A 26,743-nucleotide genomic window follows, 5' to 3' on the forward strand; every position below is an offset into this window, starting at 1 on the left:
GACGAGACCGCCCACGCCGTCGCGGGCGACCGTTTCCTTCTCCGCCTAGCCGAGTCCACCGGGACGGAGGGCGTTCCTCATCTCGCTGAGCTTCGCGGTCGTCGCCGGGGTCCACTCCTTCACCTGCTCACCGAGACGGAGGGCGTTCTCGATCTCGCCGAGTTTCGCGGAGGACAGGGCGCCCGCCCGCTCGATCAGGTCGTCCCGGGACACGGTGGTCAGCCACGTGCAAGGGGTGAAGCCCGGACGCGGCAACGCGAACCGAAGCACGCCTTCGAAGGGCAGTCCTTCCACGGCGCCTACTGCCACTTCGACGCCCAGACCGGTGATGTCGACACCCGCCCGAGCGACGACCTGCATCACCCGGATCCCGGACGCGTCGTCTCCCGACAGCAGGACGACCGGCCGCCGCTCGTCGAACTCCACCCACCAGACCTCGCCACGTTGCACATGTCCTCCTGACACAGGACGGCGGGCGGACGCTGCGCGACCGCGACGCGCTGTGGAGACGGGTGCGGTACCCGTTGATCATCGGTGTGTGATGACAAACGATCACGCTGTGGCCGCAGGTCACAGCGTAGACCCTGCCCGCCGGCAGGAGGCGTTCGAGGGCCTGATGAGCCGGATAGCGGGACGGTTCAGACGGGTCGAACCACGTTGCCAGGTATGGAAGTTGATGCTCGGACTGCTGTCGGCCCCGCGCTGTGGTGGGCGGCGATGTCCATCGAGGGCGTGCCGTCCTGCACCGGCGTAATGCCGGTACGGGATCGGCTCACGTAGATGATGACCTCGTAGTAGCGCAGGGTAGGTGGTGTACCCGTGGTGTACGACAGCGTGATCGAAGATCTCGTCCAGCATCTGTGGAAGTACGGCGGCATCCATGCCGCCCTTCTACGTCACGCGGCGAGACTTTCGACAACGAGATCCACGGATGTCACATGCCGTTGCGCAGAGACCGGCCGGACAGGGCCTAGTCGCCGGTCGTGCCGTCGAGCATCTCGCGCAGGATGTCCAGGTGGCCGTTGTGGCGGGCTGTCTCCTCGGTGAGGTGGAGGAGGATCCAGCGCAGGTCGACGTGGCGGCCGTCGCGGATGGCTCGCTGGGCTTGCTTGTCCAGGTCGTTCCCGGCGACCAGTTCGCGGTAGCGGGCGCTCTGTTCGGCGTATTCGTCGAGCAGCTGCGTGAGCGGGAAGTCGACGGCGATCCGCATCTCGCGGTCGGGGTCCTCCTCGGTCCAGGGGCCCTGGTCTTCCTCGCCGAGGAAGACCACCTGGAACCAGTAGTACTCGACCCAGCGGAGGTGGTTGATCACTCCGCTCATGGTCATCAGCGGTGAGCCCGGCAGGAGGGCCTTGCGGGCGTTCTCCGCAGAGACGTCCTCGCACTTGGCGCGGGCGGTGTCACGTGCGTAGTCGAGAAACGTGGTGAGCTGGGTGCGCTCGTCCCACGCGGGCGGCGTGTCGTCGATTCTTGTCATCCCGCGTAGCGTCCCCGATCACGCACCCGATGTCGAGGCGTTTATCGGCGGGCCCAACTTCTGCCCCATCAACTCCTTGTGCGGCGGGCCGCTACAGCCTGTCGGCGCGCCGGTGGGCCGCCCGCCGAGATCCGCCGGACTGGCCCTAGGCTGTGGGCCGATCGGCCCCGGGCGCGGGGTCCCAGGGGGGGGCGGGGAACAGGTTGTCCGTAGAACGTCACATAGCGGGGATGCTCCAGCAGATCGCCCGTCAGCAGGACATCGTCGAGATCGCCCCTCAGGGCTCCACGCCGAAGGCGGCCGCCTTGGCGCACGTGGCGGAGCAGTACGGCTACATGTACGGCATGGCGTACAGGACCGGGTTCAAGAACTCGCTCGTCCAGGTCCGGATGTACCGGGACCCGCAGCCCGACGCGCGCGTCCGCGAAGCGGCCACCATCACCGCTCACCCGCAGGCAGGCAACGGCGGCACAGTGCCGGGGCTGGAGCAGGGTTCGCTGAAGCCGCTCCCCGAAGCGGTCGGCGCCGTGGCCGTGCTGAAGGACCTCATCACCTTCGACGTCATGGCCCTGTACGTTGCCGACCGGAGCCAGAAGGTGAAGTGCTACCTCGCCTGCGTGGTCCTGACCGTCCTCCTGCTCATCGACAGGTCGGCGGTCGAAGCGGTCGCCTCCGGCGGGACGGTCGCGCTTCTTTGCACCGTGGCGTTCAAGGTGGGCGGGATGCGCCGCAGGACGATCGCACAGCGGCTGACGGCCGCCGGGTTCCTCGCGGTGCGCGACGAACAGGGCAGCCAGCGGTTCCTGCGGCCGGGGCAGCAGTTGCCCGGCCACACCAACCCGTTCGCCACCTAAGAACTCCTAGCGAATGATCTTCGAGGTGGTGGGATCGCTTCGGGAGCGTTGATCCGGGGGCGGGGTGGGGGCGAGGTGGCTCGGCCGAAGCCGTGGGAAGTCGATGACGGGTTGTGCGCGGTGCTGCCGTTGTGGTCGAGCTCGGGCGACCGGATCCACCGAGGGCTCTTCGGCACCTCGCCTTTGAGCGGCTTCTCGAACCATGAGGAGAAGTCACGGACCGACCCCTCGGAGACAAAGAGGTAGGTCGCCGTCAGCTCGGCACGTTTCCCCGCTGCCAGCCGGGCAGAGCTCGCGTCGGTGCCGTTGGCGAACTGGCGCAGGGTTTCGCAGTCGGTGACGAGGTGGTCGCCGCACATGCGGCCCAGACGCGGTCGGGGGTACGTGGCGGCCGGTCTCAAGTTCGTTGGAGGCCGCGGCGATCGATGAGGGGGGCTTGTCCGCGGCGGCAACGGCAGCTTGGAGATCCGCAGCGCGTGCATGACTCTGCGCTGCAAGTCCGTACGCCGTCAAGGTTGTTCGGCGTGTGATCGGACGCCTTGGAGGACGGTTACGAGGGGTTTCTGGCTGGCGCTGGCGACCGTGTCGGCGGGGTCTTCGCCGGGCTGGAGGGAAACGGGCACGATGATGCGGGCTGTCTTCGTGCCGACGACCTGGTTGCGGCAGAGCGCGCGGCCGATCATCAAAGGTCAGAACGGCATGCGGCCTCGGGTGCGTCGGCCGGCGGAGCCGCTGCGACCCACCGCCTTGGAGCTGCTGCGGAAGGGCTTGCTGAAGATGCGGCCCAGGGCCCCGGGTGCTTTGCCACCAATCCGCGAACCGGCTCCCAGGGTGCGCTGGGTGCCGCGTTCGGGATGCCGGGACAGGCGGGGCAGGAGGAAGCCAAGGACGGCCAGAACGATACAGACGGCAACGATGCCGACAACCATCATGAAGGACTCCCTGGGGTGAGGTGTGTATGCCGCCTGCCCCGGCGACCAGAGCTCATGCGCTCGCCACCGCCCGTCCATACGCCCGGGGGCAGTCGGCTCGCTGCTCAAGCCGCGCTGGACTGGCATCGCGGTCTGAGTGTCCTCGTCCTGTTCCGGCCGGGGAGCCACAACGTGCACACCGGCCCCTACCACTGCGTGACTCGCCGCGCTCTTCCCGCTCGCGGGCGGGGGCGGGCAGGGGTGACCCTGCGCCCGCCGCGCCACCAAGCCAGACCGCCCAGGGGACAGATGGCGGGGACGCGCTGCCCCGACCCCGTCGAATGAGACCGTGACCCTCGCAGACTCTGAGTGCCCACTGCCGGTCACGCTCACAGGAGTCGCCTACCAGGACGCACGCGCCGCCGGGAGCTGCGTGGTACGACCCTGCAGTGCGGCTGTGCGCAGTGCCGTGACGAGGGCCGTGGTCGTCGGGTTCGCGGTCTCGGTTTGACGCGTGGCGGCGAACAGTTCGCGCAGGATCGGACGGTCCTCGATGGGTACCGCGCTGATTCCGGGCGCGGCCGGGTCGATGGCCGTGCGGGGGACTAGCGCGGTGGCGAGGCCGGCACGTGCAAGGGCGAGCTGGGCGGCGATGTCGGCGGTGACGTAGCGCACCGTGGGGGTGAGGCCGGCCTGCTCGAAGGCATGCAAGATGGCCTGTCCGCAATCCGTGGTCGGCGGTGGCACTGCGAGGCTGTGCGTGACCAATTCCCGCAGGCTGACCGGTCGTTCGCCGGTCTGGCCGGCCGCGGTGACGATGAGCAGCGGATCGTCGAGCAGTGGAGAGACCGCGAGGCCCCGGGGAGTCGTCTCGGGCAGGTGGTGATAGCGCTGCCCCAGCACCACATCGACGGCGCCGAGGGAGAGTTCTCGTAGCTGAGCCTGGTCGGTGAGAAGGCAGGTCACGGTGAGCTGCGGGTGCTCTGAGCCGAGTGCGGTCAGTGCGGGGGCCACGATCTGGGCGACGGTCGACGGCAGCGCGGCGAGGGTCGCGGTGGCGCCGACCGTTCCCCTGACCGCCGCGACGGCGCTCTCGGCGTCCTGCACAGCGGCGAGGATCCGGTCGGTGTGTTCGAGGAGCACGCGTCCCGCCTCGGTCAGTGCCACGGTTCGCCCGTCGGGGCGTAGCAGATCGACTCCCACTTCGCGCCGCAGCGCGGACAGCTGCTGGGACACGGCACCGGCGGACAGCGCCAGTGAGTGGGCGGCCGCAGTGATGGAACCGCGGGCAGCGACGGTCTTGAGCATGTGCAGACGGCGGATATCCAGCATGAATCAATAGATTACCTAAAGGGTCTCATCAGAAATCACCCTCTTGACCTATCGAGTTGTGGTGAGCGACCTTCGGCCCATGGAGATCTTCGATTGCATCGCCGCGGTGGCCCGGCCGATCCACGATTTCGGCGATGAGTTCATGTCCGACGAGGCGACCGCCGCCATCGGTGTGCGGGCCGGGTTTCCGCCGGGGCGCGGCTTCTACTGCCGCGGCCGCTTTGGGGTGCTCGGCGAGGTATCGGCCTCGGTGGTGCAAGCGGTACAGGGCTTCCTCGGACCCGATCTGGTCATCGCCGGCTGGCGGGCTGGACGGTCGGTGATGCCGGCGGAGGAAGCCGTCGGCTGCTATGCGCACGCCGTCCGAACGTGGGGGCGCGCCAACATCACCACCGACGTCGACGTGGAGCGCTTCAATTGCTTGGCGGAGCAGCTGATCGATGCGGCCGATGCCGATGCCGATGCACTGCCTCTGTTCGCCGGCTGGCGTGCACAGCCCATCCCCATCGATGACCCGGTTGGTGCGGCCATGCAGCGTGCACACGTACTGCGGGAACACCGGGGCGCCTGTCATCTAGCGGCAGTGCGCCGGTGTGGGCTGAGCGCAAGAGAGGCGATGGTCATCAATCTCGGCGTCGAGCAGGCGACCCACTACGGCTGGCATGGGCCGCACCCCGACACCGCGACCCTGATCCCCCGCTGGCAGCGTGCCGAGCAACTCACCGACGAGATGCAGGCGCCCCTCTACGCCACCCTGACCGACCGGCAGCGTACCGAGTTCGCCCAACTTGTCGAGGCGTTGACCGGGGCCCTGATCCCATGACCGGACGCCGAGACCATCGACCGACAGGAACACGAAGCCCAGGCGGTCGTCACCACCGGCCAACCGTTTTCTCCGGGAGCCGGCGGAGCACCCTCTCGCAGACAGTCAGCCCGCACCGACGCGGGTCTTGTCTGGTGGAATGGTGTGCGACGGCGCCCCAGGGCGCGGCATGATCGCGGCCATGCTGATCGCTCATGAGGGTTGTTCGCCGACGGTCCACCCCACGGCCTATGTCGCTCCGACCGCCACGCTGTGCGGTGACGTGCGCGTGGGGGCCGGGTGCCGGGTGCTGTTCGGTGCGGTGCTCACCGCCGAGGGCGGGCCGGTGGAGCTGGGCGAGGGCTGCATCGTGATGGAGAACGCGGTCCTGCGTGGCACCCGACGGGATCCGCTGATTCTGGGACGGCAGGTGCTGGTGGGCCCCACCTCATACCTGACCGGCTGCCGAGTCGAGGACGAGGTCTTCCTGGCCACCGGCAGCCGCGTCTTCAACGGAGCCCGGATCGGAACCCGCGCCGAGGTACGGATCAACGGCATTGTGCATCTCCGCACCGTGCTGCCTGCCGACTCGACGGTGCCAATCGGCTGGGTCGCCGTCGGCGACCCGGTGCGCATCCTTCCGCCGGAGGACCACGAAGGAATCTGGGCTGTGCAGAAAGACCTGGACTTTCCCGGCTACGTCTTCGGCCTCGACCGCCCTGCCGAGGGCGAGAGCCTGATGCCGGCCATCTCCGAACGCTTCGGACGCAGCCTCGGCCGCCACAGCAACGACCAACAGATCTGAGCCCCCGTCGGAGAATCCCGGGCCATCACCGCTCGGCTCCACCAGGCATGCCGCAATGAGCGTCTGCGGTCAGCCCCGCGGCAAGCCGGAGACACCTTTCCGGGCGCGAGCGGCGGCCGTTGCCGGCCTGCGAGTTCTTCAACCTTGCCCCGGCGGGTGGCCATGAGCCTGACGGAGGGCCATGCCGTAGCTGCGCGCCGTGGTCAGGTGTGGCTGGTGGCGGTGAGGATGGTGCCGCCGTGAAAGCGCCCGTAGACCGGAGTGCCTCCAGGCCACCTCGGATGGCGGCCGAACGGAACGCTCGTTGGCCTCGCCGCCCCGCCCAGGTCGGCCAGGAGCGTACCCTCGGGCACCCGGGAGCCGAGGTCCGCGAGCGTCGGATCACCCGAGGAACGCGCTTCCTCGACGGTGATGGGCCTCGCGGTGGCGGGTTCGGCCGCGCGCGCCAGAGCCTCTGGCGAGTCCTCGGGGAACCCGTCGCCGGCATCGGCGAAGTCTCCGGAGAACCAGTTGAGGAATGCGGTGGAGAAGCTGTCGAAGTGCTCCGCGTCCCTCGCGGCGTACCTCACCAGCCCGGCCACGGTCATCAGCCAGTGCTGGAGCGACGGCGCGACCAGCTCAGCACCATGGGTCTCCCAGAATTTGAACACCGGACCCCACGCGCCCGTCGCGGGATTCACGTCCACGTAATAGGTTTCTGCGTATGCGTTGGTGTGGACGATGCGGAACGAGCCGGGATCGCCACACCGCCACGCGCCCCCGCCGCTGGCGGCCTGGGAACGGTTCGGGGCCCCGAACTCTCCATGTTCGCCGACATGTAGCACTCCCACGCGGCGGTAGATCTCCCGGATCGGCTCGGGCACCGGAACACCCCAGCCGTCCATCTCCTCGTCGCTCACCCCTTCACCCACGCGTACGCTCTCCTCGGTGTCCGAGGCCTCCCGCAATGCTTGCACCACGTACTGCCACGAGGGGGTTTCGCTGCTCCACGTCATGCATGGAGCTTCACATAGCGCTCCCATGCTCTCGGCACCGCGGTCGCCCTGAGTTCACGGCAGGCCAGCACGGTGCTGGGCGGGCCGTTGCTGCTGGCCGCCGGGGGGAGGGGTGGCGCCCTCGCATGGTCGCGGCCGGTGCTGGCGCTGTCGGCGGGCTGTCCTTGGCCTGCGGTTCGGGTTGTACCGCCTCCTATCTGGAATGCGGCCTGCGGCTCTGCGGCTTCAGCGGTGGCCGGTCACGATCACCGTGGTTGTTTCCCGCTTTCGTGGTGGCCGGTTGTGGTTGTTGCGGGGCCCGTGGTTGTTCGTGTTGTGGGTGTTTTCTGTGTGTGGTGGGGGTTGTTGCTGGTTGTTAGTGGGGGTTGTGGTGGTCGGTGTCGGTGATGGTGGGGGTGATGGGTGGGACGACCATGCGGCGTCGGCGGAGGATGCTGGTGTATACGGCTGTTCCGATGATTCCTACGGTCATCAGGATCAGCCCGACGAGGTCGAGGTTGACGCCGTCGAGTTGCCAGTCGGACGCGAAGGTGAGGATGGCTCCCACGGCGATCAGGATGATGCAGGCTCCCAGACCCATAAGATTTTCCTCCCTTGGAGGGTCGGATGGCCCTCGCGTACCCCGCTCGGGGCCTGTCATCCCCCTTCTTGCGTGGCGTCCGCGTTCCGCCCGGCCGCGTCTTTTCGCGAGAGCCTCAGTGTCCCGGGGGGTGAGGGGGGCCTCAGTGTCCCGGGGGGTGAGGGGGCCTCAGTGTCCCGGGGGGTGGGTTTGAGAGAGCCTCAGTGCCCAGGGCGGTGAGGGGGGCCTCGGTGCCCGGGGGTGAGGGGGCGTCAGTGTCCCGGGGGAGGGGGGTGTCTGTGCCCGGGGTGGGTTTGGGGGGGGGTGTCTGTGCCCGGGGGTTGGGGGGGTGTCTGTGCCGGGGGGGCGGGCTTTGAGGGGGGGTTAGCGTCGGACGCGGGCGAGGAGGAGGGCGACGTCGTCGTGGTCGCCGGGGTGTCGTAGTGCGGCCAGGAGGTGGTCGCAGGTGTATTCCAGGCTGCGGTGTGGTCCGTCGAGGAGGGTGAGGAGGGTTTCGAGGCGGTTGTCGATGTCCTGGTCGCGGGTTTCGACGAGTCCGTCGGTGTAGAGGAGGAGTTGGTCGCCGGGGTCGAGGTCGACGGTGGTGGTACGGAAGGGGACGCCGCCGACGCCCAGGGGGGCGCCGGTGGGCAGGTCGAGGAGTTCGGGGCGGTGTCCGGGCCGCATCCGGACGGGGGGCAGGTGTCCGGCGGTGGAGATGTGGCATTGCGCGCCGTGGGGGTCGTACAGCACGTAGGTGCAGGTGGCGATGTAGGGGTCCAGGCCGGCGGTGATCCGGTCCAGGTTGCGCAGTACCTCTGCGGGGGGGAGGTCGAGGCCGGCGAGGGTCTGGGTGGCGGTGCGCAGTCGTCCCATGGCGGTGGCGGCGTTGATGCCGCTGCCCATGACGTCTCCGACGACCAGTGCGGTGCGTTCGCCGTTGAGTGGTAGTACGTCGAACCAGTCGCCGCCGACCTCGATCGCCGCGCCGGCGGGCTGGTAGCGGGAGGCGACTTCGAGGCCGAGGACGTGGGCGGGTGGGTCGGGCAGCAGGCTGCGTTGGAGGGTGAGGGCGGTGTTGCGCTGGCGCTGGTACCAGCGGGCGTTGTCGATGCATACCGCGGCGCGGGCGGCGAGTTCGCCGGCCAGGGTGGCGTCGTCGTCGGTGAACGGCAGGGGGTTTCGGGCGCGTACGAGGTCGAGTGCTCCGAGGACCTCTCCGCGTGCGATCAGGGGGACGGCCAGGTAGGAGTGGACGCCCGCGCGGGCGAGCAGGGCGGCGGCGCGTGGGTCGCGGGCGATGAGGGACAGGTCCGCCTCGTGGACGTGGGGCACCATGACGGGCCGGCTGGTGTTCACGCACCGGGTGACCAGCCGGTCGGCCTCGTAGCGGGCCACTTCGCCGGGGGGGTCGGCCGCGGCGGCCGCCGCGGTGGGGTAGGCGGCGGTGACCGCGAGGGCTCTGAACACCGCCGGCCCGTCGGCCGGTCCGGGCGCGCGGTGGCCGGACAGGGCGGAGTCCAGGACGTCGACGGCGGCCATGTCGGCCAGTTCCGGTACGGCGACATCGGCCAGCTCCCGGGCGGTCTGTTCCAGGTCCATGGTGGTGCCGATGCGTACGGAGGCATCGGCGACGACGGCGAGCCGGTGCCGGGCCCGGTCGGCGTCGGTGGCCGCCCGGTGCCGGTCGGTGACGTCGATGACCGAGAGGGCCACCCCGAGTACTTTTCCGCCGGTGTCCTCCAGGCGGTAGAAGGACACCGACCAGGCGTGTTCGGTGTCCGGGTCGGCCTGTGTACGGCCCAGGGTGTACCGGTCGACCAGGGGTGTTCCGCTCGCCAGGACCTGACGCATCGCCGCTTCCACTCCGGCGGTGTCCAGCAGCGGCAGCATCTCTCCCACCCGGCGGCCCAGGTGTTCCTCGGCCGGGACTCCGTTGATCCGTTCGAGCGCCGGGTTGACCATGACGTAGCGCAGCTCGCTGTCCATGACCGCCAGTCCGATCGGTGACTGTTCCACCAGCCGTACCGACAGTGCCAGGTCACGTTCCACCCGCCGCAACAGTGCCTGGTCGGTGGCCAGGCCCAGCGCGTACAGGTCTCCGAGGTCGTCCTCGAGGCGCATGTTGCGGAATTCCAGCAGCCGTGTCCGGCCGTCCTTGTGCCGTACGGGGAAGGTGCCCGCCCAGCTCCCTTCCCCGCCCATCACCTCGGCGAACAGCCGCAGCACGAGACCGACGTGTTCCTCGGCGACCAGCAGCTGCGCGGCGGGCCGGCCCAGTGCCTCGGAGGCGCTGTAGCCGATCAGTGCCTCCGCCTGCGGGCTCCAGAACACGATCCGCCCCTGCGCGTCCAGGACGATCGCCGCCACCCCCAGCACGTCCAGCAGCCCGCCGCGCGGTGTCCCGCTCAGCTCCAGCCGCCCCGCGCCGTCCACGCCCTCCCCGAACCCGTCCGTGTCCATCGACCAGCCGCTCCTCCCACCCCCCGGGCACGCCCCCGGCACGGTCACGCCACGTACTCCTCCCGCAGAGGCCGCCATGACCCCCATCGTCTCCCCGGCCCCCGCCCGGCGCAGCCGCTGAGCCGGCCGCCCCCGCACCCCGGCCGCACCCCGGCCGTGCCCGGGGCCCCCGGCCGTGTCCGCGCGGGGGCCCGCGGCCGCACCCGCGCCTCCCGCCCGCGCCGCGGCCGTGCCCGCCACCCGGGCCGCGCCTTCCGCCGCGCCCCCGGCCCGGCCGTGCCCGCGCCTTCCGCCGTGCCCGGGCCGCACCCTGTCCCCGGCCGCGCCTTTCGCCGCGCCCGCCCCCCGGCCTCGGCCTCACCGGCGGTCGGGGTACGACGCCCCGGCCGCCCCTGCCTCCCGCCGCGCCCGCGCCCCGGCCGCCCCTGCCTCCCGCCGCGCCTCCCGCCGCGCCCGCGCCTCCCGCTGCACCCGCGCCCCCGGCCGCCCGGGCCTCCTGCCGCGCCCGCCGCCCGGTCGCGCCCCTACCGTCGGTCCGGGGTACGACACCCCGGCCGTGCTCGCGGCCTCGGCCTCACCGTCGGTCGGGGTACGGCGCCCGACCGCCCCCGGTCACGCGCTACTGGCGGTCGGGGTACGCCGCCCCCGCCGCCCCTGCTTCCCGCCGCGCCCGCGCCCCGGCTGCACCCGCGCCCTTGGCCGCCCGGGCCTCCTGCCGCGCCCGCCCCCCGGTCGCGCCCTTACCGTCGGTCCGGGGTACGACGCCCCGCCCCCGCTCGCGGCCTCGGCCTCACCGTCGGTCGGGGTACGGCGCCCGGCGGTATGACGAGGACCCCGCCTGACACTCACGCCCGCCGGCGCCCGACGGCGCGCGGCTGTTCCGCGCCATCGGCGTGTCACCGGCGGCGGTCTCGAAGGGTTTCCCGTACGCGATGGCGCCGGGCGGTCGCCTTTGCCGCCGGGCACGCCCCGGGCTTCTGGTGGGAGGTCTTCACCGTCGAGGAGCGGATCCCGGTGCACAGCGTCCGTCTCTGCCGCACCCGCGCGATGCCCCCGCCCGCCGGTGGCTCCGGCGCCTGCCTTCCGCGTCCGTCAGGTGGTGGCTCCCGTCCCGTACGTCCGCGATCATCCGTGACGTCGCTTCGGTGGTGTTCGGTGTGCCGGGGGGCGTCGTGGCAGCGGTGTCGAGGTGCCCGGCGGTGGGTCCTTCCCCTTCTCGTCGTCTCACCCCGCTTCCCCGCATCGGCCGGTTTCCCCGCATCGGCCGGTTTCCCTGCTTCGGCCGGCTTCCCCGGGCTCCAGGCGGCCGGTCGGGTGACAACGCGGCCCGGGACGGCCCGCCGCGTGCCGGTGATGCATGAGACGGCCGTGGGGAGGAAACCCGCCGGGTATGGCACGTACACCGGAACGACCGCGTGGCGGTGAAGACGACGCGTTTCCCCCCGGCCCCGCCCCTGGCCCTGGCCCTGGCCCTGGCCGCTCCACTGTCGGCGCTGGTCCCGGCTCCGGCCCTGGTCCCGGCTCCGGCCCTGGTCCCGGCTCCGGCGGTGATCGGGGCCCTGGGGGTGAGCAAGGTCCTGGCGGTGATCGGGGTCCGGGTCCTGGTCTTGATGCGGGTGGCGGGCGGGGTGGGGGGCCGGGGCCGGACGAGGTGGTGGAGGAGCGGGCGCCGGAGCGGCTTTCGCAGCTGCCCGGGGGGTCGTGGAAGGCGGTGTTGCGCGGCACTTTGAAGGAGTTCAAGGACGACGAGCTGGCGGACCGGGCGGCGGCGCTGACCTACTACGGTGTGCTGGCGCTCTTCCCGGCCCTGCTGGTGCTGGTGTCGCTGCTGGGGGTCGCGGGGGAGTCGGCGACCCGGCAGGTCCTGGACAACCTGAGCAGGATGACTCCGGGGTCCGCGCGCGATGTGATCACGGGCGCGGTCGAGCAGCTGCAGAGAAACTCCGGCATCGGCTCCGTGGTGGCGGTGGTCGGTCTCCTCGTCGCGCTGTGGTCCGCCTCGGGTTACGTGGCCGCGTTCATCCGTACCTCCAACGCCGTCTACGACATGCCCGAGGGGCGCCCGGTGTGGAAGGTGCTGCCGCTGAGGCTGGCGTTGACCCTGACGCTGATGGTCCTGGCCGTCGCCAGCGCCCTGATCGTGGTGTTCAGCGGCAGCCTGGCCCGGCAGGCGGGCAGCGCCCTGGGTATCGGCGACACGGCCCTGACGGTGTGGTCGTACGCGAAGTGGCCGGTCCTGGTCCTGCTCGTCACGATCATGATCGCGATCCTGTACTGGGCCGCTCCCAACGCCAAGGGCCGCGGTTTTCGCTGGGTCACTCCCGGCAGCCTGCTGGCGCTGCTGATCTGGATGATCGCCTCGGCGGGCTTCGCGTTCTACGTCGCGAACTTCGGCTCCTACAACAAGACGTACGGCACCCTCGCCGGCGTGATCATCTTTCTGGTGTGGCTGTGGATCACCAACCTGGCCATCCTGCTCGGCCTGGAGTTCGACGCCGAGCTGGTGCGCCAGCGGGCCGTCGCCGGCGGGCACCCCGAGGACGAGGAGCCCTATGTCGCACCCCGCGACACCCGCGCGTGGAGCGAGGAGGACCGCCGCCGCCTGGAATGAACCCCCCGCCCCATCCGCAACCCCGCCCGGCCGCAAGCCCCTCACCCCGCCCGCCGGCCGAAAGGCCCGCCCCCGCCGGCCGAAAATCCCGCCCGGCCGCGGGCCGTCACCCCGCCCGCCGGCCGAAAATCCCGCCCGGCCGCGGGCCGTCACCCCGCCCGCCGGCCGAAAATCCCGCCCCGCCGGCCGAAAGGCCCGCACCGTCCGCTGCCCCGCCCCGCCCCGCCCGCTGGGCCGCGCCCTGCCTGGGCCGGCGGGGCGGCGGGGCGGGGGCCGTGTCCGACGGGTGTGTCGGATGGCCGGCCGGGTTCGGTGCGCTGCCGGGCCACGGCCGTGGGCGCCTGTGGTCAGTGGAGGGCCGGTACCCGTTCGGCCGGGGGCGGCGGGCCGGGCGGGGTGCCGTCGCCGAAGGGCCGCCCGCCGAGCTGCTCGCGTCCGTGGGGGGTGAGCCAGCCGCCGGTCCGCGGGCCCAGGGGCACGATGCCGGTGGGGTTGATGTCGCTGTGCACGACGTAGTAGTGGGCCTTGATCTGGTCGAAGTCGATGGTGTCGCCGAAGCCCGGGGTCTGGAACAGGTCCCGCGCGTACGCCCACAGGGCGGGGAGTTCGGTCAGTTTGTTCCGGTTGCACTTGAAGTGGCCGTGGTAGACGGCGTCGAAGCGCACCAGGGTGGGAAAGAGCCGGACATCGGCTTCCGTGATGGTCTCGCCCACCAGGTAGCGGCGGCCTGTCAGCCGTTGCTCCAGCTCCTCCAGCCGTTCCCACAGCCGGCGGTAGGCCGCGTCGTACGCCTGCTGGGTGCGGGCGAAGCCGCACTTGTAGACGCCGTTGTTGACGTCGCGGTAGATCTTCCCGGCCAGGTCGTCGATCTCGTCGCGCCGTCGGGCGGGGTAGAGGTCGGGGGCGCCGTCCCGGTGGTGGGCCGCCCACTCGTGTTCCAGGTCGAGGGTGATGCGGGCGAAGTCGTTGGTCACCACCTGGCCGGTGGGGATGTCGACGATGGCGGGGACCGTGATGCCCCGCCGGTAGCCGGGCTGCCGGCGGAAGAAGGCTTCCTGCAGCCGTTCGATGCCCAGGACGGGGTCCCTGCCGCCGGGATCGAGGTGGAAGGACCAGCTCCGCTCGTCGTGCAGCGGGCCGGCGATGCCCAGGGACAGCACGTCCTCCAGGCCCATCAGGCGCCGGACGATCGCGGCTCGGTTCGCCCACGGGCAGGCCCGGGCGATGACCAGCCGGTAGCGCCCGGGTTCCACCCGGTAGCCGTCCCGGCCGTCCGCCGTGATCCGTGTCGTGAGGTAGTTCTGGTCCCGCTCGTACGCGCCGTCACCCGCCACGCCCCCAGCCTAGCCCCGCCACCCGCCCGCCCGCCGTGCCGGCGGCCCCTGCGGCGGGGCGCGGACCAGACCGGGATACGCAGGCGGGCCGGGGGCGCGCGGCGGGCCGGGGCCGGTCGGGGCCGTGGGCCGGGGGTGGGGTGGGTCAGATCATCAGCAGCAGGCGGGTGTGCGCGACGAGTTTGCGGTTGACGCTGGTGCTCTGCACGAAGATGGTGAAGTCGTCGTTGTGGTCCGGCTTGACGCGTACCTCCACGTCGGGCAGGCCGAGCAGGGCGCGCGCCTCGGGCCCGGTGTACACCCGGTCGGTCTTCTTCTCCAGGACCGCGATCTGCTTCTGCGCCTGGACCTTCTCCGCCTTGCTCAGCTGGTAGAACGCCGCGCCGGTACGGTAGGAGTGGCCGCACTCCAGGACCCATTCGCGGATTCCCGCGTCCCGGGCGACCGGGATCAGCTGGTACTGGGAGGGCTTCACCGGGGTGAGTCCGGCCGCCTTGATGGTGTCCTTGTTGACCGTCTCCGCGCCCATGGAGAACACCGCGCGGGAGCCCCGGATGCCCTGGGCGCGGCCCACCATGAACTTCTCGGTGGCCTGCTGGATGACCTGCCCGGCCTCCTCCAGGCCCTGGGTGCTCGTGGCGTCCCAGATGGCGATGTTCTCCTTGGGGAAACCGCACTGCATGGCTTCGCGCTTGCCTATCTGGTCCGGTACGAGGACGGCCAGGGTCCAGTTGTCCTGCTGCGTCGCGATCATCTCGGCGACGGCCTTGACCAGTTCCCGCGGATTCCTGGCGGGGGAGTCGGGGCAGCGGTGGCTGGCGTTCTCCTGCCCGTCGGTCAGCACGAACGTCAGGAAGCTGTGGTCGCCGTACAGTTGGGCCGTCTGCGCCAGCTCCCGCTGCGACTTCAGCGCGGCCGCCAGCAGGGCCGTCATGCCGCCGACCCGGTACAGCTCCTTGAGCGAGGGCATCCGCAGCACGTCCTTGTCGTAGATGACGCACTCCACCTTGTCGGCGAAGACGTATACCGTGACGCGGGTTTCCTGCTCCAGCTCCCTGGAGCGGCGGGCGAGGTAGGCGATCTGCTGGTCGGCGACGTCGACGACCTTGCGGCTCAGATGCGACATGGACGAACTGGCATCCAGCACGAGAGCAACGTGATTGATGTAGTTCTGGTTTCCGGACATGACCAGCTCCCCCTCGCTTGCGGCTTGATGGTCCTACCGTCTCACCCACCACTGACAGTCGATCTTGTCGGCGCGGCCGGTCACCGCGCCGCCGCGCGGCCGCGCCGGGACGTGGAGACGAGGCATCCCGGGGGTGCCCCGTGCCCTGCTCGATGCCGGCCTGCGCGGTCGCGCTGCGGGCCCCGGGCGCGTGCCGCGCCCTGGTCGATGCCTGGCGGTGTGCGGTCGCGCTGCGGGCCCCGGGCGCGTGCCCCGCGCCCTGGTCGATGCCTGGCGGTGTGCGGTCGCGCTGCGGGCCCCGGGCGCGTGCCCCGCGCCCTGGTCGATGCCCGGCGGTGTGCGGTGTCGCGTCCGGTTGTTGTGAGCCGCGCGGTCCTCGGGTGCGGCGATGAGGTCCTGGAGCGTGCCAGGTGCCCGGTCGGCGCCGGGTTCTCGCAGCCGTGTCCGGCTGCCGGCGGGCCGGGCCGGTGGGCGGCGGCTGCCGCGCCGGTGATACCCGGACGGGGGCCGGCTCCGCCTCGCCACCGTGCCGCGAGCCCTTCACCGCACGCCCGGCCGGCGCCGGCACACGTACAGCCGGCGATGGGTGACCGCCTCCCGCAGCGCGCACGGCCCGGTGGCCGTCTTCCCGCTCGCCCCACCGCGCGGAGGGCTGACCAGGGCGCGCCACGGAGTGCGCCGGGGCACTGAACTCCCGCTCATGAGCCGCTGGTTGGGGGAGGGGGGTGCCGCCGGCCCCGTACGGCGGAGGTAGTGCCGTCGCTGGTCGCTGGTCGCCGGTCGCTGGTCGCCGGTCGCCGGTCGCTCCGGGCCGTTCTGCGCCGTCCGTATCGGGATGTTCGGTGACGAGAGAGGCGCTCTCCACGCTCCACCCCCTCACCGGCGAGGTCATCAGCGAGGCCCGCGATTCCCGGCCGGGGTGCGAAGAGGCCGTCCGCCCGCGGCGGCTCACCGGTGCCCGCGCCCACGGGCGCCCTGCGGCCCTGCGCCGGACGGCGCGCCCACGGTGCGCGCCGGAGGCCCTGGGCCGGCTCGCCGCTCAACTCGACCGGCCCGCAAGGCGGTTGACGGTCGGCGTCGCGCGGCTGCCGTGTCAGTTCGCCGGCAGGGCTCTGACGCGTTCGGTGAGCAGGGGCATCAGATGCCTCCGCCATGTGTCGAGGTGGACCATGCCGCCGGACATCCCGCCATGGGCGTACTCCTTGCGGTAGACGGCCTCGGACTCGTCCTTGGCGAGGTCGACGCCCACGGCCTCGCCGAACGCCGCCCGCAGCAGGGCGGTGACCTCATCGACCGACGGCGGGACCTCGGTGTGGGGCAGCCGCTCGCGCAGACCCCGCCACACGTGGGTGTCGCCGCGCATGCCCCACCTCTCCGGTTCGGGATCGAAGAGGACGGCCATGGTCACGGCCGGTGCCTGGTCGGGTGTTCCATGTGCCATGGGGGCAGCCAGCCTCCCAAACCCGCGCCGCCGCCGGCCCGACGGTGTCCGGCGACGTCCGGCGGCGCCGCCAAGGCACCATCAGGGGAGCGCGGCTTGCGCCGGATCTTCGTGAAGCCGGCCGCCGGATGCCGCGCCGCCCATGGGCGCGGGAGGCCGTCAAACGCGAGGACGAGCCGGGCGCGGCAGCCGTGTCCTGCAGGCTCAGAGAGCTGCCGGGCCGAAGACCGCGGTGTCGACGGAGGCGTACGTCACGCCGTGGTCGGCCAGGACTTCGGCGACGGTTCCGCCGGTGGTGGTGAGCGCCAGGAGGATGTGCTCGTCGCCTATCTCCCGGTCCTTGCGGGCCACCGCCACCCGAAGGGACTGCACCAGGACACCCTTGGCCTCCCGTGAGAAGGGCCGCCGTCCGGGCCGCCGCCCAAGGCCCTTGCGGTCACCCGCCAGCGCGCCCGCGCCGTGGGTCTGTTCCACCCGGGCCACGAGCACGCCGAGGTCGATACCGAGGTCGGCCAGGGCCTCCGCGTCCGCCCGGGACAGCCCCGCCCGGCGCCGGGCGTCGGCCAGCGCCGCCAGAAGGGAGGGTCGGCGGTCGGGCGGGCACAGCTGTCGCAGTGCGGCCGCCGCCGGGGTGTTCTCCCGGTCGAGCAGGGCCAGCAGCAGATGCTCGTGGGTGACGAGCCTCGCGCCGTCACGCCCCGCGTGCTCGACCGCGCCCTTCACCACACACCGCGCGGCCTTCGTGAACCGTTCGAACATCACTGCCTCCCGTGCTTCTTGTGGACGGCCTGCCGGCTGACACCCAGTTCGGTCGCGATCTCCTGCCACGACCACCCCTGGTTGCGCGCGCTGCGCACCTGGACGGCTTCCAGCTGTTCCAGCAGCCGCCGCAGAGCGGATACGGCCCGCAGCCCGACCCGGGGGTCGCGGTCGCCCGCTCGTGCGGCGAGATCGGTCGCATCGGTCATGATGTCAACCTACGTTGACACCCTCTCGCGTGTCAACCTTCATTGACACCGCGGCTGCGCCGCCCCACCCCAGCCCGGCCCCCGCCCGAGCCCCGGCCCCCGCCCGAGCCCCGGCCCCCGCCCCTGTCCGATGCCTGCCCTTGTCCGGGCCCCCGGCTCCTGCCCGGCCTCGTCGGGGCGGAAGGCGCGCGGCAGGCGGCGGACGCCGCGCGGGGCGTGACGAGGTGTCATCGGTCCACCTCGCCGCTGGACGGCTCGGCCTGCCGGCGGGCCCGCAGTACTCCGTCACTGTCGGGCAGGACAGCGCAGAACAGCGCGGCGGCTCACCGGCGTACACGGGCAGGAGCGCCGTGGCTCGGGCGCCGGCCAGCCGGGCGGCCAGCTCCGGGACGTCGTCCTCGTCGGCGAGCACGCTGTGGACCAGGCCGTCCCGGTCCTGCCGGACACTCTCGACGAGGCCCTCGGCGGGAAGGGCGCCGAGGACGGCGGCGATGTCGGACGACAGGTCCGGCCGTACGGCCGGCCGGGCGCGGGGAGCGAGCCGGGCGCGAACGGTGTCGAGGGTGTCGAGGGTGAGGCGGTGCCGTCGTGAGGCGTTTGCGACGTACGTCTCTTCCAGAAGTCCGGCACGGCCGCAGGCGACCGCCTCGCGCACCAGGGCCCAGAAGCCCTCGTCGGCCGGCCGCCGGAGGCCGTCCTCGCCGGGCTCGAAGGCGTAGGGGGAGACACCCAGGCGTTCGGGGAACGGTCCGAGCTCGCGGGTACGGGCGAGTGCCGCGTGGCAGGGCCGGCTGCTGCCGACGCAGAGGTACTGGTCCCACCCGACGTGCACGAAGAACGCCCCCTCTGCTTCCAGGCGGCACCAGGCGCCGCTGTCGCGCAGCATGAGCCGTACCAGCTCCAGGGCGATGTCCGGCGTCACCTCCGCCCCGTCGTGGAAGCCGGCCAGACCGCCCGGAAGGAGCGTGTCGAGCCCGAAGCCGTCCAGTGGCGGCTCGAGGCCGAAATGGACGAACGACGCGACCTGCGGCTCACGAACGGACAGCCGGCCGAGCCCGGTGCCCGCGGCGAACGCCTGAACCGCCTCGAGGTAGGCCGCCTCGCCGGGCCGTGATCGCCGGCGGTGTCCTCGGCGCCGGTGTAGTGCCCGTGCGCGTCGCGGTCGGCGGGGTCGTACGTGCTCACGCGGTAGACGTAGGGAAGGTGCACGCCGCCCTCTTCCACCGGCTGCTGCCAGGGCCAGGGCCATAGTCGGCCGGGCGGCCCCGGTCAGCGAGCCTGAATCCGAGGTCGCTGATCTGTCCGCGCAGGCCTTGCGGCAGGCGAAGGGCCCAGCAGCCTGCCGCCTCGGCGGCCAACTCGCGCCCCGACCACCGGCTTTCACGCGCTGTGCGCACTTCGGGCCGGCGGGCGGCGGCGGTCGCGGAGGGGGTGCGGTGACGGCCGGCGACGGGGCAGGTCCTGTCCCAGCGCTCGGCCGGGGGAGAGGGCAGGGGGTGGTGCGCCCCCGCGGGAGACGGCACATCTGCAGCTGCAGCTGTTGCAGGGTGCGACGCCGGTGTGCCGGCAGGGGCGCGGGCACTGGCGCGGCCTGGGCACTCTCGCCGCGGGCAGCCGGGACAAGGGCGGGCATGAGTGTCCGGCTGGCCGGCTCGTCGATGAGCGGCGGGGTGTTCGCCCTCGGCTCGGGCGCGTCACGGCATCGTCGTACGGGCTCGGCCGGTCACCTGCCGTACAGGAAAGACCGGGCGGGGACGAAGAGTTCGTGACCGGTCGGGAAGCGGACGCGTACCCCGGACTCCGTCCATGTGGTGGACTCGATGCCCTTCGCGCCCAGGACGGTGTCGATGTCCACCCAGTGTCCGTAGGACATGTTGTGACTCCTGCCGACCACCATCTTGTAGGAGTGCCGCCCGGACAGGGTGTGCCGGTGCACCAGCTCGAGGAAGTGCGGGAAGCCGTCGGGGTAGGCCACCGTTGCGGGAGCGCTGCTGCGGTAGGTCACCTCGCTCTGCGGCCACCAGATGACGGTCAGGAACGCGGCGGTCAGCACGACGCCCGCGACGCCGCCCAGCAGCATCCTGCCGATCGCGGCGGCCCTGCGGGGCCGTGCGGTGGGGGAGGGGTGGTCGGGGATGGACGTGCCGATGATGCCCTCCAGGGTTGGCGGTTGGCGCCGCTCCGTACCGGCCGGCCGGCCGGAAGCGGTTCTGCGTGGAGGACGCTCAACCGCGCCGATCGGTTGTGGCGAGCACCGGGCCCGGTAATGAAAAGGCCCACCCCCGCCTCCAGGCATCCGGGGGAGCGCGGTACGCCACCGGAGCGCAGGGCCACCGTTGTCCGGCGGGATGAGTCCGGCCGCCCGGGCGCGCGGGCCGGCGGTCCCGGCCGACGCACCCACCACCCCGGCCGGCGCCCGCGGTTCGGTACGAGGCCGGGTGGACGCACGACGGGAGAGGGCTGGGCGCCGGCCGGCCCGACCGGGGCCTGGACGACCCGGGGCGGGGGCGGGCCCGCCCCGGGTTCTGAACCGCCGCCCCGCCGCACCCGTCCGCCAGCACCCGCCGCGCCCGTCCGCCCGTGCCCCGCACCCGTCCGCCAGCACCCGCCGCGCCCGTCCGCCCGTGCCCCGCTGCCCGCCCGCCCGCACCGTCCGACCGTGCCCGCCCGCCCGCACCGTCCGACCGTGCCCGCCCGCCCGCACCGTCCGACCGTGCCGTCCGACCCGTGCCCGCCCACCGCACCAGCCGCCCGGCCACGGTCAGACCGCCGCCTCCCTCTCCACCGCCGCCTCCACGGACTTCCCCGCTTCCGCCCGCGCGCCGCCGCGGGTCTGCTGCGCTGCGACCCGCCGGCGCCGCGCCGGCACGCCCGCGGTCGGGTGGGCGACGCCCCAGGCCGCGCCCTTGCAGATCAGTTCCTTGTAGAGGGCGGCCACACGGCCCGTCAGCGCCCGCTCGACGGCCCGGTCGTCGGCGGTGACGAACTGGATCAGGCCCTCCTTGCGGCCCAGCGAGACGCACTGCTGGAAGTAGCGGATGGAGACGCGGGGGACCTTGGCGCCGGCCAGACGGGCGGCGATGGCGTCGGCGGCCTGCCAGGCCATCGGAACGCCCGAGGCGCAGGACATGCGCAGCGGCTTGCCGCCCGGCCCGATGGCCATCGCGGCGTCCCCCACCGCGTACACATCGGGGTGGGACAGCGAGCGCATCGTGGTGTCGACGACGATCCGGCCGCCCTCGGCGAGTTCCAGCGCGGTGGCCCGGGCGATCTCGTGCACGGCGAAGCCGGTGGTCCAGACGGTGACGTCGGCGGGCAGGGTCCGCCCGTCGGCCGTCGTCACACCGTCCGCCGCCACGGAGCCGACCGCGGTGTGCTCGTGGACGGTGATGCCGAGCCGGTCCACGACCTTGCGCAGGTGGGCGCGTCCCTTGCCGGAGAGCCAGTCCCCCAGGGCGCCGCGCACGGCCAGGGCGACATCGAGGTCCGGGCGGGCCTCGGCGATCTCGGCCGCGGCCTCCAGCCCGGTCAGCCCGCCCCCGACCACGACCACGGACCCGCCCGCGCCCAGGGCGGCCAGCCGCTCACGCAGACGCAGCGCGCCGGGCCGGCCGGCGACCTCGTGGGCGTGTGCGGTGACGCCCGGGACCCCGCCGTCGTTCCAGCCGCTGCCCAGGGCGTAGACCAGCGTGTCGTACGCCAGTTCCTCCTCCTGGCCGGGGCCGTCCGGGCCGTCCACGGCGGCGACCGTCACCGTCCTGCGGTCCACGTCCACCCCCGTGACCTTCGCGAGCTTCAGGGCCACGCCCGTGCCCGCGAACATCTCGCGCAACGGCCGGGGGGTGAGGTCCTGGCCGGCGGCCAGCTGGTGCAGCCGGACCCGCTCGACGAAGTCCGCCTCCGGGTTGACCAGGGTGATGGTGACGTCCTCGCGGTGCAGCCGCTTGGCGAGGCGGCCGGCGGTGACGGCTCCGGTGTAGCCGGCTCCGAGGACGACGATGCGGTGCTGCATGGGCCTGCTCCTGTCTGCGAGGTGGTGCCGCGGTCCTTCGCGGTGTCGCCCCTTGAACCGGACAGCCCGGCGTTTCCTGACAGGAACAGAATGTGAAGCACGTCACACCTGCCCGGGAGGGTCGGAGAACGTACACCCGGGAGGGTCAGAGAACGTACAGAGGAGACTCCCCGCGGCCCGCGGCGGCCCACTGCTGCGTGGCGCGTACGAGCTTGTCCGGGTTGACCTGGCTGCGCAGGGCGACGATGCCCTCCCCGGTGACCTCCAGGCACGTCACCCCCACCACCCGGCCGTCCACGACCGCCACGACGGCCGGCCCGCCGTTGGCCGTCGCGGCGTAGATCTCCGGCGTGCCGCCCACGTAGGCCCGCTTCGCCGGGCTGGGCTTGAACAGCCCGCGCAGGAACGTGGCGACCGCCAGTGCGCCCTCGAACGCCTTCGCGCGCGCGGGAACCTTCCCGCCGCCGTCCCCGACCGAGACGGCGTCCTGCGTCAGCAGGCGCACCAGCGGCTCGGTGCGCCCGCTGGTCGCCGCGGCCAGGAACTCCTCGACGATCCTGCGGGCGGCGGCCTCGTCGATCTCCGTGCGCGCCCTGCCGTCGGCGACGTGCTTCTTGGCCCGGTGGTAGATCTGCTGGCTGGCGGCCTCGGTCACGTCCAGGATTTCGGCGATCTCCCGGTGCGGATAGTCGAAGGCCTCACGCAGCACGTACACCGCCCGCTCGCCCGGCGACAGGCGCTCCAGCAGGACCAGGACGGCGTACGACACCGACTCGCGCTGCTCGGCGGTGTCCGCGGGCCCCAGCATCGGGTCCCCGGCCAGCAGCGGTTCGGGGAGCCACCTGCCCACGTACGTCTCACGCCGCACCCGCGCCGAACCGAGCTGATTGAGGCAGAAGTTGGTGAGGACCTTCGTCAGCCAGGCCTCCGGCACCTCGATCCGCCCGACATCGGCCGCCTGCCAGCGCAGGAACGTCTCCTGTACGGCGTCCTCGGCCTCACCGGCCGAACCGAGCAGCCGGTAGGCGATGGCCTCCAGCCGGGGCCTGGCAGCCTCGAACCGGTCGACGTCACTCATGAGCAGAGCCATGCCCGCGATCCTAATCGCCCCCCGTCCGCGGCGGCCGCCGCACCACCCCCCGGCCCGCGACACCCCCTCACCCGCGGGGCCAACACCCGCCCGCACCAACCCCCCACGCCCGCGGGGGCCAACCCTCTACGCCCGCCAACACCCACCCCGAGCCCCCACGCCCGAGCCCCCACGCCCGCGCCGACCCCCGCCCCCGCGCCACCGCCCCCGACGACCTCAGACGCCGGTGTACTGGGCGGCGTACTCCTCGCTGGCCGGGACGACGGTGATCACGTCGATCAGCACACCGTCGGGCGCGGCGACGATGAAGTGGCGCTGGCCGAACTCCTCGGTGCGCAAAGGCAGTACCTCGGGCAGCCCGGCCTCCGCCACGAGCCGCCGGTGCTCGCTGTCGACGTCGCCCACCTCGAAATTCAGCAGCAGCCCGCCTTCCAGCGCGGCCCGGTGGCCCTCGGGGACGCTCGGGTGGGTGTGGTCGAGCAGGGCCAGCTCGTAGTGCGGGGCGTCCGCGCGGCGCAGGCTGACGTACCACTCGGCCTCGAAGGTCACCTCGAAGGCGAAGTGGCGGGTGTAGAAGTCGCGCGCGGCCGCCACGTCGCCGGTGGCGAGCACCGGATAGAAGCCGTGGAGTCGGTCGGTCATGGCAGGGATCCTTCGCTCAATTTCACATACCCTGGGTATGTGAATGGTGGCGTTAGCATACCCCCGGTACGCGAAATGGAAAGGGCGACCCCTGATGGCCACCAACCGAGCACAGCAACGGGCAGCCACCCACCATGCCCTCCTCGCCGAAGGACGCCGCCGCTTCGCCGCCGACGGATACCACCACGTCGCCCTGACCGATGTCGCGCAAGCCGCCGGAGTCACCAAAGGGGCCGCCTACCACCACTTCCACAGCAAGACCGGACTCTTCCGGGCAGTCGTCGCCCAGGTCCAGCACGAACTCGGCGAACACGTCGCCGCCGCGGCCGCACACCACACCGGCCTGTGGGACCAACTCCGTGCCGGCTGCCACGCCTTCCTCGCCGCCGGAACCGACCCCGCCGTACGCCAGATCCTCCTCATCGACGCGCCCACCGTCCTCGGCTGGAACGAATGGCGCACCCTCGACGAGGAGAACTCCGCCCGGCACCTCACCGAAGCGCTCACCGCACTCGCCGAAGCCGGATCCATCCCCGACCGGCCGGTCGAGCCCCTCGCCCGGCTCCTGTCGGGAGCGATGAACGAAGCCGCCCTCTGGATCGCCGGCGGCGGCGACCCAGGGGCCGCCGAAGCGGCCCTCGACCAGCTCCTGGCAGGCCTGCACACCCCCACCCGCCGATAACCCCCGCCCCCGTGCCCGCCCCGGTGCCCGCACCGGCGAAGCCCCCGCCCCCCCGCACGTCGGCGGGGGAGGGGGCTCGCCCTCACGGCTTCCGAGCTGTTCGCGGCGAGAACAGTGCGAACGCCCTCTCCGCGTCCACCAGGACGCGTACGCGGCGCTGGACGCAGCGGCGCATCGCACGCCGCCTCTTGCGCCGTTGCGCTCAGGAGTGCCGCCGACGCCGAAGAACGACGTACGACAGACCGACGGCCGCACCTGTCGCGAGCACCAGACCGGCCCCCGTCTCCAGGCTGCTGGGCCCTGCCGCGCCGCCCACTCCGCCCTGGGCTCCGCGGGAGGGCATCACCGTCGGCCGGACGGTGGCCGGAGACGTGGACGTAGGCGTGGGCGTGGAGGGGGACGTGGGCGTGGAGAGGGGCGTCAGGGGCGGTGCGGTGGCGGTGCTGCTGCCTCTTCTCGGCAGCCACTCGCAGGCGATGTTGTCGTCCGGCCCCTGGTCCTCGTCGAGCCGGTTCGGGTCGCTGCGGTCCATCTCGAAGACGGCCTGGGCGTCTTCCTGGAAGCGGAAATCGCGGCAGTCAAGATCCCCTTGCGCATGCGCCGCTTCGGAGAGCGGAGCGAGGGCGGCGAAAGCCAGAGCTATACCGGCCACAGCAGTACGACGATTCACCTGGACCTCCTCATACTCCCCGAGACGGTCGCTTCGACCTTAGGAGCACCGGCCCCGTCAGGCACTGGGATGTGGGCCGAACGGGTACGGCACACCCGGCCGGCACGGCGGGAGACCACCCCCGTCGGGCCGCCCTGCACCGCGATCCCGAAAGCGGAGGCGCGGAGCGCCGGAGTGCCCTGCGCCTTTGTCATGACGGTCAGGTAGGCCGCTTCTGGTTCTCGATGTAGTCGCGGACGATGCTCAGCGGCGCCCCGCCGCAGGAGCCCACGAAGTACGAGGGTGCCCAGAAGACGGACCCCGTGCCGATTCGGTTGATGCGGCCGGTGTACTCGGCTCGCAGGTAGCGGGAGCTGACGCCCTTCAAGCTGTTGACCAGTTTCGACAGGGCGATCTTCGGCGGGTAGTGCACGAGTAGGTGCACATGGTCGCCCTCGCCGTTGAACTCGCGCAGCTCGGCTTCGAACTTCTCGCATACGTCCCGCATGATCGCTTCGCATCGGTTCAGCATGGCGTCGTCGAAGACCTCACGCCGGTACTTGGTGACAAACACCAAGTGGGCATGCAGGTTGTAGACGACGTGGTTTCCTCTGCGAATATCGGGGTCTGGTTCCCAGCGAGGTGACATCCGCCAACTGTAGTATGTTGATCACGGTGACCTGAAAGGGGGTGGGCCGGGTGATCCGTTCGTACAAGTTCCTCATGCGGCCCACCGTGGGGCAGACGATCGCGCTCGGTGAGATGCTTCGTGATCACTGCTCGCTCTACAACGGTGCGCTGCAGGAACGCCGCGATGCCTACCGGCACGCGTCGAAGACGAGCATCAAGTACGGGATGCAGTCGGCACAGTTGAAGGAGATCCGGGCGTTCGACCCGGAGCGTCAGGGGCGTTGGTCGTTCTCCTCGCAGCAGGCGACCTTGCGTCGTCTCGACAAGGCGTTCGCCGCGTTCTTCCGGCGGATCAAGTCCGGCGACACTCCGGGATACCCGCGCTTCCGGGGCATAAACTGGTTCGACACCGTGGACTTCCCCAAGGACGGCGATGGCTGCCGGTGGGATGCAACCCCGCACGACCCGGTGACCCGCGTCCGTTTCCAGGGTGTCGGGCACGTCAAGGTCAACCAGCACCGGCCGGTGGTCGGCAAGGTCAAGACCGTGTCGGTCAAGCGCGAGGGTAAGCGTTGGTTTGTGGTTCTCACGGCCGAGCAGGCGCAGCCTGAGCCGCTTCCGGCAACCGGCAGTGTGGTCGGTATCGACGTGGGCATCGCCAACTTCCTCGCCGATTCCAACGGCGAGTTCGTTCCCAACCCGTGTCACGGCCGTCGCGCCGCCGACAAGCTCGCCGCCGCACAGCAGGCTCTCTCCCGCTTCGGCCGGGTCCGCCGCGACAAGCGCACGGCGAACCACCGGCGGGCCGTGGAACGCGTCGCGACCCTGCACCGTAAGGTCCGCCGCCAGCGTTTCGACCACGCGCACAAGACCGCCTTGGACCTGGTTCGGGCGCATGACTTCATCGCGCACGAAGACCTCAAGATCCGCAACATGGTCAAGGCCCCCGCACCCAAGCCCGGCGCCGACACACCGCGCAGCTTCCTGCCCAACGGGGCCGCCGCGAAAGCTGGACTCAACCGCTCGATCTCGGATGCCGGATGGGGGGTGTTCCTCACGATCCTCACCAGCAAGGCTGAAAGCGCCGGTCGGGAAGTGATCGCCCTGGACCCCCGCAACACTTCCCGGACCTGCCCCGAATGCGGGCACATCTCAGCGGATAACCGGCCCACGCAGGAGCAGTTCCACTGCGTCTCGTGCTGCCACAGCGCGCACGCGGACACGGTGGGCGCCCTGAACGTACTACGGGCCGGGCTGGTCCGTCGCAACGCCAGCCAGGCATAGCGAGAAGCCCCCTCCT

The 26,743-nt window shown here is 71.9% G+C and carries 25 protein-coding genes and 2 pseudogenes; 7 read left to right on the plus strand and 20 right to left on the minus strand.

Going from position 1 to position 26,743, the window contains the following annotated elements:
- Positions 1–45: 45 nt before the first annotated feature.
- Complete coding sequence (locus ACZ4VW_RS25795; protein WP_467966304.1) at positions 46–450, minus strand: type II toxin-antitoxin system PemK/MazF family toxin; 405 nt, start codon at positions 448–450, stop codon at positions 46–48.
- Between the two features lie 109 nt (positions 451–559).
- Between ACZ4VW_RS25795 and ACZ4VW_RS25800 the strand changes: the two are divergent.
- Positions 560–694 (plus strand): annotated as a pseudogene (locus ACZ4VW_RS25800) (IS701 family transposase); the annotation flags it as partial.
- Between the two features lie 52 nt (positions 695–746).
- Here ACZ4VW_RS25800 and ACZ4VW_RS25805 read toward each other — a convergent pair.
- Both ACZ4VW_RS25805 and ACZ4VW_RS25810 read right to left on the minus strand, forming a co-directional pair.
- Positions 747–882 (minus strand): annotated as a pseudogene (locus ACZ4VW_RS25805) (YxiG-like protein); the annotation flags it as partial.
- Positions 883–970: 88 nt separating this feature from the next.
- Positions 971–1,477: a DinB family protein gene (locus tag ACZ4VW_RS25810; RefSeq protein WP_467966306.1), complete on the minus strand. Its 507-nt coding sequence runs from the start codon at positions 1,475–1,477 to the stop codon at positions 971–973.
- A 230-nt stretch (positions 1,478–1,707) separates the two neighbouring features.
- On the opposite strand from ACZ4VW_RS25810, the gene ACZ4VW_RS25815 reads away from it, so the two are divergent.
- Positions 1,708–2,331 (plus strand): hypothetical protein, encoded by a 624-nt coding sequence (locus ACZ4VW_RS25815; RefSeq protein WP_467966308.1) that lies wholly within the window; start codon positions 1,708–1,710, stop codon positions 2,329–2,331.
- A gap of 689 nt (positions 2,332–3,020) precedes the next feature.
- Here the strand turns inward: ACZ4VW_RS25815 and ACZ4VW_RS25820 are convergent.
- Positions 3,021–3,263, minus strand: coding sequence for a DUF6411 family protein (locus ACZ4VW_RS25820; RefSeq protein WP_467966310.1), 243 nt, complete (start codon positions 3,261–3,263; stop codon positions 3,021–3,023).
- 381 nt (positions 3,264–3,644) lie between these two features.
- A complete protein-coding gene (locus tag ACZ4VW_RS25825; RefSeq protein WP_467966312.1) occupies positions 3,645–4,574 on the minus strand; it encodes a LysR substrate-binding domain-containing protein in 930 nt (309 codons plus the stop codon).
- A gap of 79 nt (positions 4,575–4,653) precedes the next feature.
- Between ACZ4VW_RS25825 and ACZ4VW_RS25830 the strand changes: the two genes are divergently transcribed.
- Both ACZ4VW_RS25830 and ACZ4VW_RS25835 read left to right on the plus strand, forming a co-directional pair.
- Positions 4,654–5,397, plus strand: a complete 744-nt coding sequence (locus ACZ4VW_RS25830; protein WP_467966314.1) for an SCO6745 family protein — start codon at positions 4,654–4,656, stop codon at positions 5,395–5,397.
- 169 nt (positions 5,398–5,566) lie between these two features.
- Positions 5,567–6,181, plus strand: a complete 615-nt coding sequence (locus tag ACZ4VW_RS25835) for a gamma carbonic anhydrase family protein (protein WP_467966316.1) — start codon at positions 5,567–5,569, stop codon at positions 6,179–6,181.
- A gap of 203 nt (positions 6,182–6,384) precedes the next feature.
- Here the strand turns inward: ACZ4VW_RS25835 and ACZ4VW_RS25840 are convergent, their stop codons facing one another.
- The 3 genes from ACZ4VW_RS25840 to ACZ4VW_RS25850 form a co-directional block, all read right to left on the minus strand.
- On the minus strand, positions 6,385–7,176 hold the full coding sequence (locus ACZ4VW_RS25840) for a hypothetical protein (protein ID WP_467966318.1): 792 nt from the start codon (positions 7,174–7,176) through the stop codon (positions 6,385–6,387).
- A 355-nt stretch (positions 7,177–7,531) separates the two neighbouring features.
- On the minus strand, positions 7,532–7,756 hold the full coding sequence (locus ACZ4VW_RS25845) for a DUF6458 family protein (protein ID WP_467966320.1): 225 nt from the start codon (positions 7,754–7,756) through the stop codon (positions 7,532–7,534).
- Positions 7,757–8,119: 363 nt separating this feature from the next.
- On the minus strand, positions 8,120–10,198 hold the full coding sequence (locus ACZ4VW_RS25850) for a SpoIIE family protein phosphatase (protein WP_467966322.1): 2,079 nt from the start codon (positions 10,196–10,198) through the stop codon (positions 8,120–8,122).
- A gap of 1,357 nt (positions 10,199–11,555) precedes the next feature.
- On the opposite strand from ACZ4VW_RS25850, the gene ACZ4VW_RS25855 reads away from it, so the two are divergent.
- On the plus strand, positions 11,556–12,809 hold the full coding sequence (locus ACZ4VW_RS25855) for a YihY/virulence factor BrkB family protein (RefSeq protein WP_467966324.1): 1,254 nt from the start codon (positions 11,556–11,558) through the stop codon (positions 12,807–12,809).
- A 347-nt stretch (positions 12,810–13,156) separates the two neighbouring features.
- Here ACZ4VW_RS25855 and ACZ4VW_RS25860 read toward each other — a convergent pair whose 3' ends face one another.
- From ACZ4VW_RS25860 to ACZ4VW_RS25905, 10 genes are all read right to left on the minus strand, one after another.
- Positions 13,157–14,143 carry a glutathione S-transferase family protein gene (locus ACZ4VW_RS25860; RefSeq protein WP_467966326.1) on the minus strand — a complete coding sequence of 329 codons (987 nt, stop codon included), beginning with the start codon at positions 14,141–14,143 and terminating at the stop codon, positions 13,157–13,159.
- 145 nt (positions 14,144–14,288) lie between these two features.
- Positions 14,289–15,329, minus strand: coding sequence for a vWA domain-containing protein (locus ACZ4VW_RS25865; protein ID WP_467966328.1), 1,041 nt, complete (start codon positions 15,327–15,329; stop codon positions 14,289–14,291).
- Positions 15,330–16,422: 1,093 nt separating this feature from the next.
- Complete coding sequence (locus ACZ4VW_RS25870; protein ID WP_467966330.1) at positions 16,423–16,770, minus strand: hypothetical protein; 348 nt, start codon at positions 16,768–16,770, stop codon at positions 16,423–16,425.
- Positions 16,771–16,974: 204 nt separating this feature from the next.
- Positions 16,975–17,529 (minus strand): Clp protease N-terminal domain-containing protein, encoded by a 555-nt coding sequence (locus ACZ4VW_RS25875; RefSeq protein ID WP_467966332.1) that lies wholly within the window; start codon positions 17,527–17,529, stop codon positions 16,975–16,977.
- A complete protein-coding gene (locus ACZ4VW_RS25880; RefSeq protein ID WP_150235008.1) occupies positions 17,529–17,738 on the minus strand; it encodes a helix-turn-helix domain-containing protein in 210 nt (69 codons plus the stop codon). Before ACZ4VW_RS25880 ends, ACZ4VW_RS25875 begins: the two co-directional genes overlap by 1 nt.
- 4 nt (positions 17,739–17,742) lie before the next feature.
- Entirely contained in the window at positions 17,743–18,660 is a 918-nt protein-coding gene (locus ACZ4VW_RS25885) for an RNA-binding protein (RefSeq protein ID WP_467966335.1), read from the minus strand.
- 801 nt (positions 18,661–19,461) lie between these two features.
- A complete protein-coding gene (locus ACZ4VW_RS25890) occupies positions 19,462–19,818 on the minus strand; it encodes a hypothetical protein (RefSeq protein ID WP_467966337.1) in 357 nt (118 codons plus the stop codon).
- Between the two features lie 681 nt (positions 19,819–20,499).
- Entirely contained in the window at positions 20,500–21,750 is a 1,251-nt protein-coding gene (locus ACZ4VW_RS25895) for an NAD(P)/FAD-dependent oxidoreductase (RefSeq protein WP_467966339.1), read from the minus strand.
- Between the two features lie 145 nt (positions 21,751–21,895).
- Complete coding sequence (sigJ, locus tag ACZ4VW_RS25900) at positions 21,896–22,840, minus strand: RNA polymerase sigma factor SigJ (RefSeq protein ID WP_467966341.1); 945 nt, start codon at positions 22,838–22,840, stop codon at positions 21,896–21,898.
- A gap of 216 nt (positions 22,841–23,056) precedes the next feature.
- On the minus strand, positions 23,057–23,482 hold the full coding sequence (locus tag ACZ4VW_RS25905) for a VOC family protein (RefSeq protein WP_467966343.1): 426 nt from the start codon (positions 23,480–23,482) through the stop codon (positions 23,057–23,059).
- A 94-nt stretch (positions 23,483–23,576) separates the two neighbouring features.
- On the opposite strand from ACZ4VW_RS25905, the gene ACZ4VW_RS25910 reads away from it, so the two are divergent.
- Positions 23,577–24,164 (plus strand): TetR/AcrR family transcriptional regulator, encoded by a 588-nt coding sequence (locus ACZ4VW_RS25910; protein ID WP_467966345.1) that lies wholly within the window; start codon positions 23,577–23,579, stop codon positions 24,162–24,164.
- Positions 24,165–24,366: 202 nt separating this feature from the next.
- Here the strand turns inward: ACZ4VW_RS25910 and ACZ4VW_RS25915 are convergent, their stop codons facing one another.
- Positions 24,367–24,816: an excalibur calcium-binding protein gene (locus ACZ4VW_RS25915; RefSeq protein ID WP_467966347.1), complete on the minus strand. Its 450-nt coding sequence runs from the start codon at positions 24,814–24,816 to the stop codon at positions 24,367–24,369.
- A gap of 217 nt (positions 24,817–25,033) precedes the next feature.
- Positions 25,034–25,462: an IS200/IS605 family transposase gene (gene tnpA / locus ACZ4VW_RS25920; RefSeq protein ID WP_467966349.1), complete on the minus strand. Its 429-nt coding sequence runs from the start codon at positions 25,460–25,462 to the stop codon at positions 25,034–25,036.
- Positions 25,463–25,512: 50 nt separating this feature from the next.
- On the opposite strand from tnpA, the gene ACZ4VW_RS25925 reads away from it, so the two are divergent.
- Positions 25,513–26,727, plus strand: a complete 1,215-nt coding sequence (locus ACZ4VW_RS25925; RefSeq protein ID WP_467966351.1) for an RNA-guided endonuclease InsQ/TnpB family protein — start codon at positions 25,513–25,515, stop codon at positions 26,725–26,727.
- Positions 26,728–26,743: the final 16 nt, after the last annotated feature.

This window comes from Streptomyces sp. NPDC029139 (genome assembly GCF_055564335.1).